General features: G+C 38.9%; 16 protein-coding genes and 1 pseudogene. 15 read left to right on the forward strand and 2 right to left on the reverse strand.

What is annotated here, in order from left to right; all coding sequences use genetic code 11:
• From A3I9_RS13515 to pheT, 15 genes and pseudogenes are all read left to right on the forward strand, one after another.
• Positions 1 to 716 (forward strand): annotated as a pseudogene (locus A3I9_RS13515) (pLS20_p028 family conjugation system transmembrane protein); the annotation flags it as partial.
• 5 nt (positions 717 to 721) lie between these two features.
• Positions 722 to 1,006 carry a BRCT domain-containing protein gene (locus tag A3I9_RS0104975; protein WP_018377943.1) on the forward strand — a complete coding sequence of 95 codons (285 nt, stop codon included), beginning with the start codon at positions 722 to 724 and terminating at the stop codon, positions 1,004 to 1,006.
• Positions 1,007 to 1,148: 142 nt separating this feature from the next.
• Positions 1,149 to 1,454 (forward strand): DUF5592 family protein, encoded by a 306-nt coding sequence (locus A3I9_RS0104980; protein WP_018377944.1) that lies wholly within the window; start codon positions 1,149 to 1,151, stop codon positions 1,452 to 1,454.
• Complete coding sequence (locus A3I9_RS0104985; protein ID WP_018377945.1) at positions 1,454 to 2,101, forward strand: hypothetical protein; 648 nt, start codon at positions 1,454 to 1,456, stop codon at positions 2,099 to 2,101. Before A3I9_RS0104980 ends, A3I9_RS0104985 begins: the two co-directional genes overlap by 1 nt.
• Before the next feature lie 10 nt (positions 2,102 to 2,111).
• Positions 2,112 to 4,061, forward strand: coding sequence for a virulence factor (locus A3I9_RS0104990; RefSeq protein WP_018377946.1), 1,950 nt, complete (start codon positions 2,112 to 2,114; stop codon positions 4,059 to 4,061).
• Between the two features lie 16 nt (positions 4,062 to 4,077).
• Positions 4,078 to 4,335 carry a hypothetical protein gene (locus tag A3I9_RS0104995; protein ID WP_018377947.1) on the forward strand — a complete coding sequence of 86 codons (258 nt, stop codon included), beginning with the start codon at positions 4,078 to 4,080 and terminating at the stop codon, positions 4,333 to 4,335.
• Entirely contained in the window at positions 4,301 to 5,686 is a 1,386-nt protein-coding gene (locus A3I9_RS0105000) for a CHAP domain-containing protein (protein ID WP_425423179.1), read from the forward strand. The genes A3I9_RS0104995 and A3I9_RS0105000 overlap by 35 nt, the downstream gene beginning before the upstream one ends.
• 14 nt (positions 5,687 to 5,700) lie before the next feature.
• Positions 5,701 to 6,285, forward strand: a complete 585-nt coding sequence (locus tag A3I9_RS0105005) for a hypothetical protein (protein ID WP_018377949.1) — start codon at positions 5,701 to 5,703, stop codon at positions 6,283 to 6,285.
• A gap of 141 nt (positions 6,286 to 6,426) precedes the next feature.
• Complete coding sequence (locus A3I9_RS0105010; protein ID WP_018377950.1) at positions 6,427 to 7,248, forward strand: ParA family protein; 822 nt, start codon at positions 6,427 to 6,429, stop codon at positions 7,246 to 7,248.
• On the forward strand, positions 7,245 to 7,514 hold the full coding sequence (locus A3I9_RS0105015; RefSeq protein WP_018377951.1) for a hypothetical protein: 270 nt from the start codon (positions 7,245 to 7,247) through the stop codon (positions 7,512 to 7,514). The genes A3I9_RS0105010 and A3I9_RS0105015 overlap by 4 nt, the downstream gene beginning before the upstream one ends.
• A gap of 22 nt (positions 7,515 to 7,536) precedes the next feature.
• The gene (locus A3I9_RS0105020; RefSeq protein ID WP_018377952.1) at positions 7,537 to 7,896 is read left to right on the forward strand and encodes a hypothetical protein; all 360 of its coding nucleotides are present in this window, start codon (positions 7,537 to 7,539) and stop codon (positions 7,894 to 7,896) included.
• A complete protein-coding gene (locus tag A3I9_RS0105025) occupies positions 7,880 to 8,149 on the forward strand; it encodes a hypothetical protein (protein WP_018377953.1) in 270 nt (89 codons plus the stop codon). Before A3I9_RS0105020 ends, A3I9_RS0105025 begins: the two co-directional genes overlap by 17 nt.
• Positions 8,150 to 8,274: 125 nt before the next feature.
• On the forward strand, positions 8,275 to 9,603 hold the full coding sequence (locus tag A3I9_RS0105030; protein ID WP_018377954.1) for an ISLre2 family transposase: 1,329 nt from the start codon (positions 8,275 to 8,277) through the stop codon (positions 9,601 to 9,603).
• A 669-nt stretch (positions 9,604 to 10,272) separates the two neighbouring features.
• Positions 10,273 to 11,319: a phenylalanine--tRNA ligase subunit alpha gene (gene pheS, locus A3I9_RS0105035; RefSeq protein ID WP_018377955.1), complete on the forward strand. Its 1,047-nt coding sequence runs from the start codon at positions 10,273 to 10,275 to the stop codon at positions 11,317 to 11,319.
• A gap of 11 nt (positions 11,320 to 11,330) precedes the next feature.
• Entirely contained in the window at positions 11,331 to 13,733 is a 2,403-nt protein-coding gene (gene pheT, locus A3I9_RS0105040) for a phenylalanine--tRNA ligase subunit beta (protein ID WP_018377956.1), read from the forward strand.
• A 38-nt stretch (positions 13,734 to 13,771) separates the two neighbouring features.
• Here the strand turns inward: pheT and A3I9_RS0105045 are convergent, their stop codons facing one another.
• Positions 13,772 to 15,307, reverse strand: coding sequence for a response regulator transcription factor (locus A3I9_RS0105045; RefSeq protein WP_018377957.1), 1,536 nt, complete (start codon positions 15,305 to 15,307; stop codon positions 13,772 to 13,774).
• Positions 15,288 to 16,979 (reverse strand): sensor histidine kinase, encoded by a 1,692-nt coding sequence (locus A3I9_RS0105050; protein ID WP_018377958.1) that lies wholly within the window; start codon positions 16,977 to 16,979, stop codon positions 15,288 to 15,290. The genes A3I9_RS0105045 and A3I9_RS0105050 overlap by 20 nt, the downstream gene beginning before the upstream one ends.
• Positions 16,980 to 17,146 lie beyond the last annotated feature (167 nt).

Here is a 17,146-nt window from a genome sequence, read left to right on the forward strand (position 1 = left end):
AACTAGGGATGGATGTCGCTAGTAAAGCTCCAGGAGCCATTGCTGCAGGAACTAAGAAATTTGGGGATAGTCTAGCTGTAACAGGTGGAGGTCTTCGAGGAGCCTTCAATGCTGTGAGAGATCAAGGTGTCGCAGGTGCTGCCAAAGGAGGAGTAAGCAACATGGTTGATTTAGCAGAGGTTATGGGTAAAGAAGCTATCGGTAAGACCAAAGATTTTGCAGGTGGAGTAGCTGATCACTTAGGGCAAAAAGAACAAGCTGCTCATGATGCGGTATATCGAGGATTGAGGAATGATGCAGTTCCGCCACGTGCTGGGTTTGATTCAGTGTTCAATCCAAACGCGAACTACACCTTAAATCCTTCAGGGCAATATGGTGGAGAAAGTCTTTTCTCAGATGAACTTAACTCGCTTGAAAATGCTGATAGTAGCTCAAGTGGTGGAGGGATTACAGATCCTACCGTAGCACCTACTGAACCATCAGGAGAGGCTTTTGGAGGCATTAGTGAACCAACATACCCATCTGGAAAAGTTGTTCCTTCCAATGTGTCGAATGATAATCCTCAAAAATCAGCACTAGAACCTTCTTCCAAACACAATTTCCAGCAATCTATGAATCAAATGCATTACATGGGCCAACAAATGCAACAGTCTGCTCAACGTATGCAAGGACAATCGCATATCAGAGGTGCTGAAATTGATGAAAGTGACGAGTAAGGCTTATGATTGATGTTGCTGGAAAAATTGTTGCAGTTACAGGGAGTTTGCGCCCAATGACCAGGCAAGATGTTGTTGCTTTTTTGGAAGATAGGGGAGCAATTGTTCAGAACTATGTTTCAGCTCAAACAGATATCCTCATTGCGGGCCATAAACAATTAAATCTCTTTGAACCTGACAAACGTTCTAAGAAATATGAAGCTGCAATGTCCAGGATAGCAGAAGGTCAAACCATTACGATTCTGCCAGAAGAAGAGTTTTTCAATATGGTAAAGAAGTCTCAATATTGAGGCTTCTTTTGTGTCCATAAAGATATATAACTTTTTATACATAAGATGACTTTTAGAAGGAGAGTCTATGTAATTTATCCCCTTAATGCAAGAATTGTCATTATCTCTTATGATAGAACTAGTAAGAGAAAGGAGACAGAAAATGAATGAAAAATACGGTGTTCCACGTGACATCTATGCCAAAGTTAAAATTATAGGCTTATTCATGGCAGATATTGTCTTTGTCGGAGGTTCAGCTGTTGCAGCGGTATCATTTGGAACGAAGATTTTCCCGACGAGTCAATGGGCCCAATTATTAGCTTTCGTGATTCTAACACCGCTGATATGCCTTTATCTGGTTCTACCAACTAATGGTGGAAAGAAAAATTGGCACAGCATGTTTCTCTTCTTCAGAAGGAGACGGAAACGCTATGTTAGTCTGAATTATCAAAGAGAGGAGCGACGGTAATGGCTATTAAACAAACGCAAACACAGTCTTTAGAAAAACGGCCATTGGGGCGCAAGCAGGATAAAAAGAAGGAGAAACAAGAGTATTTTGATCTTCATTCTTGTGTAGAATTACTCGATGTTAAGTCAATTATTGATAATCGTCAAGCCTACATTCAGTTAGTTGATTATGGTTATCTTCAGCTGATGGAGATTCCAGGAAAGGATCTCGGTTCCCTCTCCTATAACGAGATTAGACGAACAATTGATAACTTTGAAAAATGGCTAACAGACTTTAACACAGATATTCAGATTGAAACAACCATTTTACCAACAAATACAGATACTCAGATTATGGACCTTCGCCATCATTTGAACTTGGTTCGTCAAGAAAAAGCAAAGTTATTGCCTGATTCCCGTCGCTACTTGCAGTTGCTGGATCGTGAGAGCTGGCTTAGAAACGAAATCCAGGTTGAAGAAAATATCCAGCAAGAAATCTATAATACAGAGTTCATTCTTTGGCTCTTTGCACCAACGACAACTGAGTTAGATGATTTAGTCCGTAAGGCAAAGTCTTATGGAAATAATGATTTTGTTCCACGTGAGATCACCAGAATTAAGAAGGAACAAATTATCAAGCAGTTCAACAATATGAACGAAAAAGTATAAGGAGAAACACATGCCAGAATTATCTAAACGTAGGCAACGTCAGCTAAAAGCACAAGGTTATGATCTAGCTTTTCTCAGTCGTATTCAGCCACAAGGAAACATTGATTTCAAAAAAGACGACCGTTCCTGGATGAGTGGGGACGGTTATCATACGGTACTCCATTTCTACGAATACCCGTCAGAAGACCTAGATCAATTTTGGTTATCTGACCTCATGTTAATTCCAGGAACACGTTCTTTTTTATCGCTTTATCGAGCAAACAATAAAGAGCTGAAGAAAGAGATTAAGGACTCTATAGAAGAAAAATCCACACGCATTACAGCCAATAGCAAGATTGTTGATAACCAACAAGAAATAGATGAAATCAAAGATTTGACTCAACTGGATAGAGAGATTACCAAGAAGAACATTGCAATGTTAGGAATGTATGTTCGGAACTATTCTTCTGCTTCAACTAAGGAAGCCCTTTTTAAAAAAGTGGAGGATATTAAAGATAAGACTTCCAACTTCAAATCAACGATTCTCTCAGGTGAATTGGACTTTGAGTACCATGCACCATTTATTCCAGCACAGTATCAAATAGACCTACCGAACCACAGGCGTGGTATTCCAGTTAGAGCCCATGATTTAGCAGGTGGTTATTTCTTTAACCATACGAAGCTAGAAGATCAACGAGGGGTCTATTTAGGTTGGACACCGACTAAGGGTGCAGTTAATTTTAACTTCCTGGAACGAGATGATCGTCGCACACGGTCATTTATGATTATCTCAGGAAATCCCAAAATGGGGCAACGTTCCTTTCTTCTAAAACATACGGATGGCCTCTATGCGAAGGGAAACTATATTCGCAATTTTGATGCTAATGGTACTTTCTTGGAGCAAACAAGACAGCAGCATGGGGTGATCTTGGACTTATCAGGTGAAGCTAACCGTATTAACATTTTCCAAGTCTTCCCGACTGTTACAAACGAAGAAGGAACAGAGATCGATAAGAAGAAATCCTATAACCTTCATATCCAGAAACTCAAGAGCATCTTCAAGCTACTTAATAGTGAAGTAACAGGTGATGACCTAACGACTTTTGGTAAGATGCTTAATGAGTTTTATATTGAAGAAGGGTTATGGGCACGTAATCCTAAACTGAATCCAGAAAGACTAAAGGCTACGGACTTGGTAAATGAAGAATATCCAATCTTATCTGACTTTATTTTGTATGCGGATGACTATAAGCGGAGTCTGATGAGCCAAAGTAAGCCTGATGAAATCGAAATTAAATCAGTCAATCGTATTTATAACACCTTCAATGAGTTGCTAACAACGAATGCGGAGATGTTTGAAGGGACAACAGAGTTTCAGGATATTTCTTCAGAGCAAGTGGTAACCTTTGACTTCTCAGGTCTTAAAGGGACACCGCATTTGTTGAATGCTCAAATTTTCTCGGTGCTTTCTTTGGTTTCTGCGGATATTGTCAACAATGGTAAACGTTGCAAGCAACTTTTAAAGAGTCATCCTCATCTGACAGAAACGGATATGGAACATTATATTGTGAACATCAGTGAAGCTCAAACGCTGATTAATCCTAAGTATGAAAGTAGCGTTGAATTGCTAGCAGATATGATTGATTCCATGGGAGAGAACTTTGCAGGGGTTGTCTTATCCGTCAACTCCCTTCGAGGGATTCTCTTTGAATCAGGAGCAGGTAACCATAAGGATCCCTATGTCACAGCAGTGCAGCGGATTTTTGGCCTTATGCAATACAGAGTATTTGCGCAAACAGATGAAACAAGTGTTCCTTTGCTTGCGACTGCTTTGTCAGGATCCATGAATCAATCAGAGTTAGAGACTTTACCACGCCTCGTTAAGGGGCAGCTGTTTATGAATATTGCAGGAGTTGGGAACTTAGTCTTTAACCAACAATTACTAAACCCTGAAGTACAGCGGTATGGCGGAATTCAGTAGGAAGGATAAGAATGTGATGAATAAGAATCCAGAAAAACTAGGTCTAATTGCTCGACGTAAACAAGCGATCAATCAATATATTACAGTCCGAAAAGTTAGAAGTCAGGAAATTAGGGATTATTTCGCTTCTGAGGGAGAATCTGATCCTGAGCGCTTAGCTGCTCAAAAGGCACGGGATCAAGAATTTTTAAGGAGTTTGAAGAAATTAGGAATCGGATTTATTATCTTTTTAATCTTTTATGCCCTTCTCAAAACCGCTCTGGGCTTGTGGTAGAAAGAGGATTGATGTGAAGAAAGTTATTTTCTTAAAAATACTGGTTCCCCTTGTCTCACTCGTTTTCTTCATTAGCCTTGGTGTCACCATACTAGCTGGTATTTTGGGAGCTGTTAGCAGTTCACAGACAAATTGTACGACAGAAGTAACTACTTCAACGTCGACTGGCTCTTCAGTCTCTTCAGGTGATGGTTCTATCGATTCCTTTGTGAAGGAGCATAAAGAAGCTTATATCCTTTCCTGGAAAGCTGGTGGCTTTTTACCATCTGCCTCGATTACACAGACGATGATTGAAAATGGGTTTAACTTCTCCAATCCTAATGGAACCTCCTTTTGGCAGGCGCATAATATGGGAGGGGTCAAAACTTCAAGGTTGAGTGATTTCCCTGTAACAATCGCAACTTATGGGCAAGATAGTGTTGATTTATCAGGAACGAAACCAGGAGCCAATGTTGGCGATGGAACGGGTGGTGCTTATGCTTGGTTTTCAAGTTATGATGCAGGCATTGTTGGCAAAGCTGAGTTTATGGCTCACCAAACCCTTTATACCAAGGCTATCAATAATACAGATGGCGTATCTACCCTTTCAGCTATTGCGGATGGTGGTTGGGCCACTGATGGCACCTATAAAACCAAACTTGTTGACATGTATAACACACTTGGAAGGAAGTATGAGTGGTTAGATAAGGAAGCTATTAGTGCTTATGGTGACAAACCTTACAAGGAGGCCCCTTCTCCAGGAGAGGATAGCCCGTCAGATACGTTTACAAGCACTGCCAGAGATTGTAGTGACAAGTCTTCAGGTGATGCAACAGATGGAACAGGAACAGTTCCAGCAGATGCGACAGCTTGGGGGTATAGTCCAAATAACATTCCAGAGAGCTTAAAACAGTACATTATTGACCCTAAAAGTCTAGGGATGGCCTATGCCAACGCAACAGGCTGGTATGTGACTGGCCAGGGGCCATTGATGGATGGTCAATGTGTTAACTTAACCATTAGTTTAGGAAATCATATCTGGGGACATTCAGGATCTGTCACTGGAAATGGGAAAGATCAGGCTGCTGCTTGGGCATCCATCTTTGGAAATGGTGTCAAAACAACGCCTAAGAAGGGTGCTATCTTTTCCACTCAAAATGGCGGTGGAGGCTATGGTCATACTGGGATTGTCTGTCATGTCTTTGAGGATGGCTCTATCTTGATTGTAGAACAAAACACACCATTATCAGGATGGGATTACTTCAAGACACCTTATACCTGGAATTACCGTATCTGGACTCCAGAACAACAAAAAGCAGAAATCACGACTTTTGCTTATCCAGACGGTAAAGAACCTAAACTTGGAAAATAGGAAAGGACCTCTCAATGAAAGAATGGATGAAAGAAAATATGATTTATGTGATCGTAGTTAGCTTATTGCTTCTCTTTTCAGGAGTAGCTATTTATAAAAACTATACCAACAACAAGGTTGACACTACTCAAACGAAACAAACAAAACCTTCAGATCCTGATTCTTCCCAAGTGGTAGAACCAGAGTCTATCGATGAAAGGAACTATCGAACAGCCAAATTGAAGTTAGAACATCCCTATACAGAAGGTAGTGAGGAACAAAAACAAGAAGTCGCAAAATCATTTGATGAAGCGATTAATTCCATTAAGGAAGCTAAGCATTTGACAGAGGTCAAAGGAACCATAGAAAACCATTTATCTATGAGTCAAGATGGTATGGTCCAAACCTTGGCAATGGCAATTTTGGTAAATCAATACAGCTATCAAGCTTCCAAACTAGAAGTGACATCATCTGAGAATGATGACGTGGTTCAATTTTTAATCGTTCTAACAAAAGAAGGCGAGGACAATTGTTACTTTGTCGGTAACTTCAATACAACAGTCCATCAAATTCAGCTGATAAGCTATATTGGTGGGAATATCGGAGGAACTTTTGGTTAAAACATAAAAGAAAAATACACAAAAAGTTATACAACAATTTGTGTATTTTTTTGTTGACAAAAAGATCTGTATATTGTAAAATAGAGATATAAAAAGTTATATAACAATTTAGATAACTAATTACACAAAAGGAGTGCTTCTATGAAGATTCAAACAACTAACCTCGATAAAGGTGGAGGAGGAAAAAGTAGTCATACCTATAACGAGGGAGATTGGTTATCACGTGTTAAAAATAAGCGAGTCTTATTGATTGACGGGGCTAGAGAATGTAACTTGACCCACTCTTTTGATGTGACGAGTGAAAAGACCATCTATGATATTTTTACAACAGGTGAGTATGAAATCTGCCGTATTAATGATAATCTTAGCTTAATTCGTGGTGATGAGCGATTGACAGATGAACAGTTAGACTTATCCAGTCGAAACAATAAGTATCTTCAGTTATTTATGTGGTTTAGTGAACATTACGATGAATTAGCTGAACAGTTTGATATCATTTTGATTGATACTCACAATGATGAAAGTCTAGTGACCGCGAATTTTATTGCTGTATCTGATATTGTCCTGGGGGTAACAGATGCTTCCACAAATGGTTTTCGTGCCTGGTTAGCTCTAAAAAAATTTGTAGATTATATCAAGAGTGAAGCAGTAGAAGTAATTACAAAGAAAAGTTATGTTAAGACTGAAGCTTATCTTATTGGCAATAAGATTGAGTATTATGGAAATAATGTGACCGAGACTTGCAAGCAATTCTTAGAAGTGGTTCAAGAAGATGAGGCTTACTTGGGATCTATTCAGAAGAAAGAACTGGTTGCCAAGAGTTTAGTGATTAACCAAAGTGTCTTTGAGCAACGTGACCATATGACAGATAAACAAAAACAAGACCATCAGAAGTTTTATGATAATATAGAGTATGTCTATCAAAATATTTTAACAGTACTGGAAGGAGAGGTTGCATCATGACGGACAATCGTTTTGCCCAATTAAAAGAAAATTTTGACAAGGAAGCTTCAAAAAGGCGAAGTGGGGTACCCCGTAAAGAGGCGGCGCAAAAATCACCTGATAGCTACAATAAAAAAGGGCGTTTTCCCTTCTCGTTACATCATGATGTGCGTTATGAAAAACTAGAAGATCTCGTTCATTACCATAGTGCTAAATCTGCATCCGATTACCTGGAGAAATTGATTATCCAAGAATGGGAAAAAATGCAGCGAAAATTAAAGGGTTAATTCAAGAGTTAAAGGAGATAAGATGATTATTTTCGTTTCGATCAAAAAACTTGTTCAGACTTTATGGTGGTTGATTGCTGCTATGGCCCTATATGTCTTTTATCAGACAATCGGGTTAAATATGTTTTTCTTGTTAGTTTTGGGTCTGTTGTCTTTAAAATTTGTACCTGTCTTGTTCTTACCAATTCTTTTGATTGCAGTAGGTGTCCATTTCTCAGGAGATTTTTCATTCATTGCTGATTTTTTGGAAGCAGGAATCGTTATGATTATAGGAGTTCCTTTTGTCTTTATAATGTGGATGTTTATTGATGAACAGATAAAAGCCTTTAAAGAGGCTAAAAAACTAAAAACTAGGGAGACTGTTTATGGAAAAAGGAAATAACATTTCAGAATTATTTTATGGTTCTCATCCTGTTTTACGGCTCTGTACTGATGAGGTAAATAGCTATCGTGTTAAAGCTGAGGAAACGGGAACCAGTGATAGCATGGAGGAAATTAGTAAATTTCTTCATTCGATTCATGAAGAATACTATGAAGTAGTTAATGATCAACCGTATGAATATCATGGTATTAGATTTTCCCCTGGGGAAGTTTATTCCAAATCGAAAATCTTAGAATTACTGAATAATAATTAAACGTAGAAGTCCTTCCATCATCTCATTGGAAGGGCTTTTTGTAATTCAGAATTAAAATAAATTTGAAAAGAAGCCAATGAATCTTTAAAATAGTTATCGTTATTTTTAAAAAAAGGAGAGGGGCAATGGCAGCCTTTGATGAACGACAGCTAAAAGAACAACTTATTGCTCAAAATGCAACTGATTTTTATGATTTTATTAGTAAATATGATGAAGAGATGGTTCCCATTATGAAGGCTAGAGGTTACACATGTATCCATTCTATGGAGCGGACAGTCGCTTTTACCTTTGGGGAATTTACCTTTCGTCGTCGACGTTGGAAAAAGGGAGATAAATGGGTTGTTCCAGTGGATGAAAAATTGGGGCTGAAAAAGAACGTGCGTTTTTCTTGGGAATTCATGTATCAGATTGCTAGATTATCTACGATGATGCCATATGAGAAGGTAACACAAGTAATTCAAATGACTTACCATATCATTATTACAAAACCAACTGTTGTACAGGCAGTTAAGATTTGTGACAAATTACTTGAGGAACGTGCAACGTATCGGTTTTACGAGGATCTTTCAGAATGTGAGAGGCAAAAAGTAGACGTTATTTATATTGAAGGTGACGGCGTAATGGTGAAGGCCCGTGATATCGATACAGATAATAAAAATTATGATTTATCTCACTTTGTTGTTCATACTGGAAGCTATAAGGTAGGAAGTAATCGATTTGAGTTGAAAGATAAGAAAGAATTTGTTGGACTGAATAATCGCTTGGTTAGAGATCAGGTATTGGACTATCTTTACAACACTTATGAAATAGCGGATAATACTCTGCTTATAACCAATTCTGATGGTGGCCATGGCTATACTCCATATGTCTTCAGGGAAATTGCCAAAGCTTTGAAAATCAAGCGACACGAGCATTTCTGGGATGAATACCATCTCAATCGAGATATAAAAGGTTTTTTCAAGCCTTACTCGGAGGAGTTATTAGATAAGGCTTTCCAGGCGATTAGACAACATGATAAAAGTAAATTGCGCACAGTTCTAGATACGACAGAAGCCTTGGTATTGACTGAAGAGGAAATGGAGGAGTTCGAACGCTTCAAAAGAAAACTACTTAACAATTTTCAATACACTAAACCAGCTGAAATGAGAGGATTCACTCATGCTGGCATTGGTGTTATGGAATCTCAACATCGCAAGATCACCTATAGGATGAAGAAGCGTGGCATGTATTGGACTATTTGGGGAGCAGAGACTATGAGCCAAATGATTGTCTTAGCTTATGAAGATCAGCTACGAGAGTTATTCTTTGGTTCTTGGCGTGAAGACTATGAGAAATATATGGATCTGGAGTCTTTTAGTGCAGGGAAAATCAAACAAGAACAGAATAAGCTAGACAAACAATATCAACTCCAATCCGTTGGACGCCTGAGATATGGGAATCACCATAATCTATAGATGAAAAGATATATAATAAGTTATATAATAAAAAACCTTCGTGATAAAGGTCTTTTTGTGCTGCTTTTTACATAAAATGCTTGCTTCGTGTGTCTTTGTGTGTTATAATCTAACTAACTTAATCGAATAAAAAGAGACGAAAAGTGCGACAACACTTTCCGTCTTACCGAGTAAGAACTCGTCCTTCTTACTCAGTCTCTAATTTATGATACAGGATAAAGGTATCTATGTCAAGAGCTGAGCAAGAAATTGTTCAGTTTTTTCTTTACACCTCGGTAACAAGTTCTCCTCAAATAATACAGTATTGCTCATTCTAAAAAATTCTACCGCATACTATCGCTTAGACTTGCTTGCCAAATAAAATAAATTTTGTTAGAATAGCAGTAATTGAATAGAAGTCTGTGAGACTAGTACCCATAGGGAACTCTATCAGGGAGTGCTGACCGTGACTGGAAGTCGGCTAGAGGAAAGTATGGCGAATTCACTCGCGCAAGGACTTAGTAATTAAGATTTACGAAAGTAAATGAAAACGGATGGTACCGCGTGTCAACGCTCCGCTAGTGAGTTTGGCGCGCGTTTTTCTATGTCCCTTAGCGAGCTTAGGGACATTGATGCAGTCTGAGCATGAGCGTAAAGAGGTACCTTAGTTTGATAAAAATTGGAGGAATTATGTCGAATATCGAACAACAATTAGTTGAATTGCGTCAGACGACGTTGGAAAAATTAAAAACCATGCATCACGAAAATGAGAAGGAATTGCAAGACCTTCGTGTGGCTGTCTTGGGTAAAAAAGGCTCTCTGACAGATCTTCTCAAGGGACTCAAAGACTTATCAAATGAGATGAAGCCTGTCATCGGAAAACAAGTCAATGAAGTGCGTGATGTGTTGACAGTTGCCTTTGAAGAGCAAGCAAAATTAGTGGCTGATGCGAAAATTCAAGCACAATTGGCTTCTGAATCCATTGATGTGACCTTGCCAGGGCGTGCTGTTAAGGTTGGTAAGCGTCATGTCTTGACCCAAACATCAGAAGAAATCGAAGACATCTTCTTGGGCATGGGCTTCCAGATTGTAGATGGTTTTGAAGTGGAAAAAGACTACTACAACTTTGAACGCATGAATTTGCCAAAGGATCACCCTGCGCGTGATATGCAGGACACCTTCTACATCACAGAAGACATTCTCATGCGGACGCATACCAGTCCAGTTCAGGCTCGGACTATGGACCAGCACGATTTTTCAAAGGGTGCGCTTAAGATGATTTCACCGGGACGTGTGTTCCGTCGTGATACAGATGATGCCACTCACTCCCATCAATTCCATCAAATTGAAGGACTTGTGGTTGGTAAAAATGTTTCTATGGGCGACCTCAAGGGCACGCTTGAAATGATCATCAAGAAAATGTTTGGAGAAGAGCGTCAAATCCGTCTTCGTCCGTCTTATTTCCCATTTACAGAGCCATCTGTTGAGGTGGATGTTTCCTGCTTCAAATGTGGTGGTGACGGCTGTAATGTCTGCAAGAAAACGGGCTGGATTGAAATTCTGGGAGCTGGTATGGTACATCCTCATGTGCTAGAGATGTCTGGTATTGATTCTAGTCAGTATTCAGGTTTCGCCTTTGGTTTGGGGCAAGAACGTATTGCCATGCTCCGCTATGGGATTAACGATATCCGTGGTTTCTATCAAGGGGATGTCCGTTTTTCAGAACAGTTTAAGTAAGAGAGGGTTATATGTTAGTATCTTATAAATGGTTAAAAGAACTGGTGGACATCGATGTGACAAGTCAGGATTTGTCAGAAGCCATGTCAACCACAGGGATTGAGGTAGAAGGTGTAGAGCAACTCAGCGCTGGGTTATCTAAGCTGGTTGTAGGTGAAGTGCTTTCTGCCGATCCAATTCCAGAAACTCACTTGAATGTCTGCCAAGTCAATGTCGGTGAAGAAGTGACACAGATTGTTTGTGGTGCACCAAACGTCAAGGCGGGGATCAAAGTTATCGTGGCGCTTCCGGGCGCACGCATTGCTGGTAATCACAAGATTAAAAAAGGGAAAATCCGTGGTGTGGAATCGCTGGGAATGATTTGTTCCCTCGCTGAAATTGGCGTAGCGGATGCGGTTGTACCCAAGGAATACGCAGATGGTATTTACTACCTGCCAGAAGATGCAGTTGTTGGTGAACCAATTTTTTCCTATCTAGATTTGGATGATGAGATCATTGAATTATCCATCACGCCAAACCGTGCCGATGCCCTTTCTATGCGTGGTGTTGCGCACGAAGTGGCAGCGATTTATGATAAGCCTGTCAACTTTAAGGAAGTAAACCTCCTTGAAATTGAGAAAAAAGCAAGTGATGTGATTGAAGTGGCGATTGAGTCGGACCGTGTGGCGACTTATCAGGCTCGTGTCGTCGAAAATGTCACAGTAGCGCCAAGTCCACAGTGGTTGCAAAATCTTCTCATGAATGCAGGCATTCGACCTATCAACAATGTGGTGGACGTAACCAACTACATCCTGCTCTATTTTGGCCAACCGATGCATGCCTTTGATTTGGATAAATTTGACGGCAAGAAAATCACAGCTCGTCAGGCAAGAACAGGCGAAAAAATCGTTACGTTGGATGATGTAGAACGTGAATTGATGGCAGAAGACATCGTGATTTCTGTGGCAGATAAGGCAGTTGCCCTCGGTGGTGTCATGGGTGGTGCTTCAACGGGAATTGACAATGCCTCTACCAATGTGGTCTTAGAAGCAGCCCTTTTTGATGGCAAGTCTATCCGAAAAACATCTAGTCGCCTCAATCTACGCTCTGAATCTTCTTCACGCTTTGAGAAAGGGATTAACGTTGCAACGCTGGCGCAAGCCTTGGATACGGCAGCAGCCATGATAGCAGACTTAGCAGGTGGCGATGTCTTATCAGGTAGTGTAGTAGCTGGTCAAGTGGATAATAGCGATATTCCTGTGACAACTAGCATTGACTATGTCAATCGTTCTTTGGGAACGAATCTTGCTTACGCAGACATCGCAGCGATTTTCCGTCGTCTTGGTATGGATATTTCTGGTGATGAAGAAAGCTTTACGGTACAAGTGCCGCGTCGTCGTTGGGATATTACCATTCCAGCTGACTTGGTCGAAGAAATTGCTCGTATCTATGGGTACAACAACCTTCCAACCACTCTTCCACAAGAAGATGGCACAGCAGGGGAGTTGACTAGCACGCAAAAACTACGCCGTCAGATTCGTAACTTGGCAGAAGGAGCAGGATTGACAGAGATTATTTCCTATGCCCTCACCACTCCTGAAAAAGCAGTCGAATTTACAGTCGCTCCAACCACTGTGACAGAACTCATGTGGCCGATGACCGTTGACCGCTCTGCCCTTCGTCAGAATATGATTTCTGGTATGTTGGACACAGTCGCCTACAATGTGGCCCGTAAAAACAAAAACCTTGCCCTTTATGAAATCGGCAAAATCTTTGAGCAAACAGGCAATCCAAAAGAAGACTTACCGCAAGAAATCAGCAAATTTGCCTTTGTCTTGACAGGGTTGGTAGCTGAGAAAGACTTCCAAACAGCAGCAGTACCCGTTGACTTCTTCCATGCCAAAGGCATTGTTGAAGCTCTCCTTGCTAAGTACAATCTGACAGCAGAATTCCGTGCAACCAGCGCTATTGCTGCCCTTCACCCAGGTCGTACAGCAGAGATTTATCTTGGAGAAACCTTGTTGGGTGTTATTGGACAAGTTCACCCGCAAACAGCCAAAGACTACGGTATTCCAGAGACTTATGTGGCTGAATTAAACTTGGATGTGATGGAAGCAGCCCTTCAACCAGCGCAGCCATTTACTGAAATTAGTAAATTCCCAGCAGTGAGCCGCGATATTGCTCTCTTGGTAGAAACGACTATCCAGCATGACGATATTGTCCGTGCTATTGCTTCTGCCAAGGTGAAACGCCTGGCAGACATCACCCTCTTTGATGTCTATGCAGGAGCTAATATCCAATCTGGCTTTAAGTCTATGGCGTATAGCCTGACCTTCCAAAACCCAGAAGCCAACCTGACCGACGAAGAAGTCGCAGGTTACATGGACAAAATCACCAAATCCCTCGTTGAAAACGTGGGAGCAGAAGTGAGATAAGAAAAACCAGTCGTAAGGCTGGTTTTATTTTTTATACCTTAGTAAGTATTTTGATGGATTTGTCGATATTCAAGTGGAGTAAGGCCAGTCATTTTTTTAAAGATTTTTGAGAAATAGGAGTAGTTATCATATCCAACTTGGTCAGCAATAAGATAAACAGTTGCCTGACTAGCGGATAAGAGTTTTTTTGCCTCTTCAATTCGCTTATCTGTAATATAGTTAATAAGCGTTTTTCCTGTTTCTTGTTTAAAAAGTCGAGCAAGATGGTCAGGGCTTATGAAGACTAAGTCTGAAAGGAATTTACGATTTAGTTCTTCGGAAAAATGATGGTCAATGTAGTCAGTAATCACTTTTGAAACTGACTGTTGAGAATCTAAAAATTGAATATAATCACCTGCTGTTTGGCTGTAATACTCAATATAGCACAACCAATCTTCGATGCTATTTAGACAACGTTGCTGAAGAAAATCATGTCGTGGATCTTGGAAGAGTCTATGTGCTAAAATTCCTTTTCGGTCCAGTAAGGTTCCAATTTTTTGAAAAATATCGAGTTGGAGCCGTTTTAATAACTGATTGGAGAACATTCCCTCTTTTGTGAGATAGGGATAATATTTCAAGAGGAATAATTGTAAGTCATTAGAAGAAAGTAATACCATTTCGGGAGGAAAAATGTTTTTTTCTTCTCCTTCTTGATAGATTGTTTCAGAAGGAGTGTATATTTTTCCTTGATGACCAATATACTGCTGACTATAAGCAAGTAAATCTTGAACAGCTTGAAGAATGGAATATAGATTACCTTCTTCGCCAAGTAATAATTGAATAGGATGCTCTTTAGCAAGAAATTGATGTAGAGAATGGAAAAAATGAGTGGATTTTTTTGGTTCTTCTTTTTTAAAGAGGAAAAAATATTTTTCCGCATATTGATTTAGTTTAAAAAAAGAAGCTAAGTGATAGGTGGGATTATTTTCTGTAAAAGTGACTACTTGTTGCTTGAGTTGTTTGCTCCAAGAGATTCCAGTTGTTAGGCTATCCTCGTAAGAAAGTTGAAGAGTCAAGATAACAGGTTGGAAGCATTGATTTTGAATCTGTTGTTTTTTGGCATCTTCAAGAAATGTATCAAGCGAGTGAGCATTGGGTTTTCTAAGGTAATCAGACCAGAAATTATCTTCAGGAATCAAGCGAGTATGTATGTAGTCATGATTATTTTGAATGTTTTTAATTGCTTTTTGAATGATAAATCCAAATCTTTCAAAATCAATTGGTTTGAGATAGTACTCAAAACTTTGTAATTCAATCGCTTTTTGTGCGTAATTGAAATCTGCGTAGTTTGTTAGGAAAATAGCCTGTGTTGTAAGATTTTCTTCACGTACCCAAGCTAATAATTCTAAACCGGATCCTTGAGGCATTTCAATATCACTGATGAGCAGGTCTATGGCTTGTTCTTTTAGGATGTCCTGCGCTTGTTTCATATTATAAGCAGAAAATACTTGATTAACACCGATAGAATACCAATCAATTTTTTCATTAAGAGCTTGGATAATGTAAGCATCATCATCAACGAGTAAGACTTTCATGTAATTTTCCTTTCGGTATTTGACTTGGTAGAATCAGTTTAATCATAGCTCCACCAGTAGGTTTGTTGAGAAATTGAAGATAATAATTTTGCTGATAGAGGCTATCGAGGCGTTCGTAGGTGTTGGTTAGACCAATATGTTTACCATCTTTTGTAATTAAGGAAGTGCGTGATTTCAATTTATATAAAATATCCTGTGGAAACCCAGGGCCATTGTCTTCTAAGATAATACGATAGTAGTCTTTCTCTCCACTAGCGATATCTACAGATAAGTGAATGCTGAGATTGGTATCGATAGAGAAGCAATGTTTAAAGATATTCTCTACAAAGGTTTGTAAAATAAGAGGGGGAATATGTAATATATGTGCCTCTGGTTCAATATTCAACTGGAAAGAAAAACTATCACCATAGCGTAAATGTTGCACTTGAAGGTAGTCTTCAATATGGTGTATTTCATCTTCTAAAGAAACAAAATCTTGATTTGTTTGAAATAGATAACGGAAGTAGCGAGAAGTGGAGAGTGTTAATTGTTCAATTTCTTGGTAATGTTGGGTTTGAACCATACTGTGAATCATACTTAAAATATTCAAATAGAAATGTGGTCGAATTTGATTTTTTAAATGATTCATTTCGATGCTCTTTTGCTTGAGTTTGGCATTGAATACATCATGTTTTAAAACCTGAATTTCAGTGAAGAGATGATTGATTTGAGTATTGGCATCATCAATTTCGATAATTCCTTCCTTATTAAATTTAATTTCTTCGGGAGACATCCCTTGTAAATGCTGAAGGAGCCTTTTTGTAGGAGAAATCACTCGTCTTTGTATATATAGGAGTGTTCCAAAAGCAATGAAGGAGATGGCAAACGGCAGTAATAAAATAGAGAATTGTAAAATAAGGACATCACGGAAAGCATCGTGATAATCAACACTCACGTAAATATTGAAGGGAAGTTGTGTACGACTTTTTTTAGCTATGATTACATTGGTGTTTGAAAGAGTTGAATTAGACTGAAAATTTTCAGCGGGAGCAGTGATGCTTATTTGACCATTTTCTCCAATTTCCATTTCTTGTAATGGTTTTAGGATAGCTTCTGTGGAAGCTACAGAATAGATTGTTTTTTCATTGTAGGTAATAACCTTATAGAGATAGTGTTTTCCTTCTATTGTTAAGGTATTCCAAGTATCATAGGTTGTAGCAGTATAATCTCGCGGTTGCTTGAATATTTCTTCTAGTAGTAAAAATTCTGCATAAGGCATGTGAAAAGTAGAAATATTAGTCAATTCTTTTGTTAATTGATCTTGGACAAAAAGCGAAAAATCGACATTATTATAGGATTCAAATTCTTGAACACGGGAACGAATTTTTTGTAAATTTTCAAGGTTATGACCGTAGTGATTACTGTTTACTAGATTATCAAGTGTTTCATCATGTAAAATTGTCCAATACATGAATCGCTCTTCTGCAACTAAATCTTGGTGGAGTGAGCGAGTGAAGATATTAAGTGTATCTTCAATTTGGGCCAGGTTTTGTTTTTTTATATTTGCAATATAAAAGTAACTGAGTGTACAATTCACGATAAAGATAATAATCAGTACGAATGCTAAAGATTTGGAAAGAAAATCAATAGATTGGTTTGTTTTTAATTCTTTAAATTTTTTTAAAACAGACATAGTATAGATACCTCAGTTCTTATTATATCGTTTTTTTATCTAAGTAGAATGACACAATTCCGATACATTCAATTTTTATGACGGAATAGTACATACTTTTATAAAAAATATCGTTTTTGTTCATGAAAACGGTGTCAAAAAGAATATCTTTTATAACAGGTTTCATA

The sequence above is a fragment of the Streptococcus ovis DSM 16829 genome (genome assembly GCF_000380125.1).
Taxonomy (GTDB): Bacteria; Bacillota; Bacilli; order Lactobacillales; family Streptococcaceae; genus Streptococcus; species Streptococcus ovis.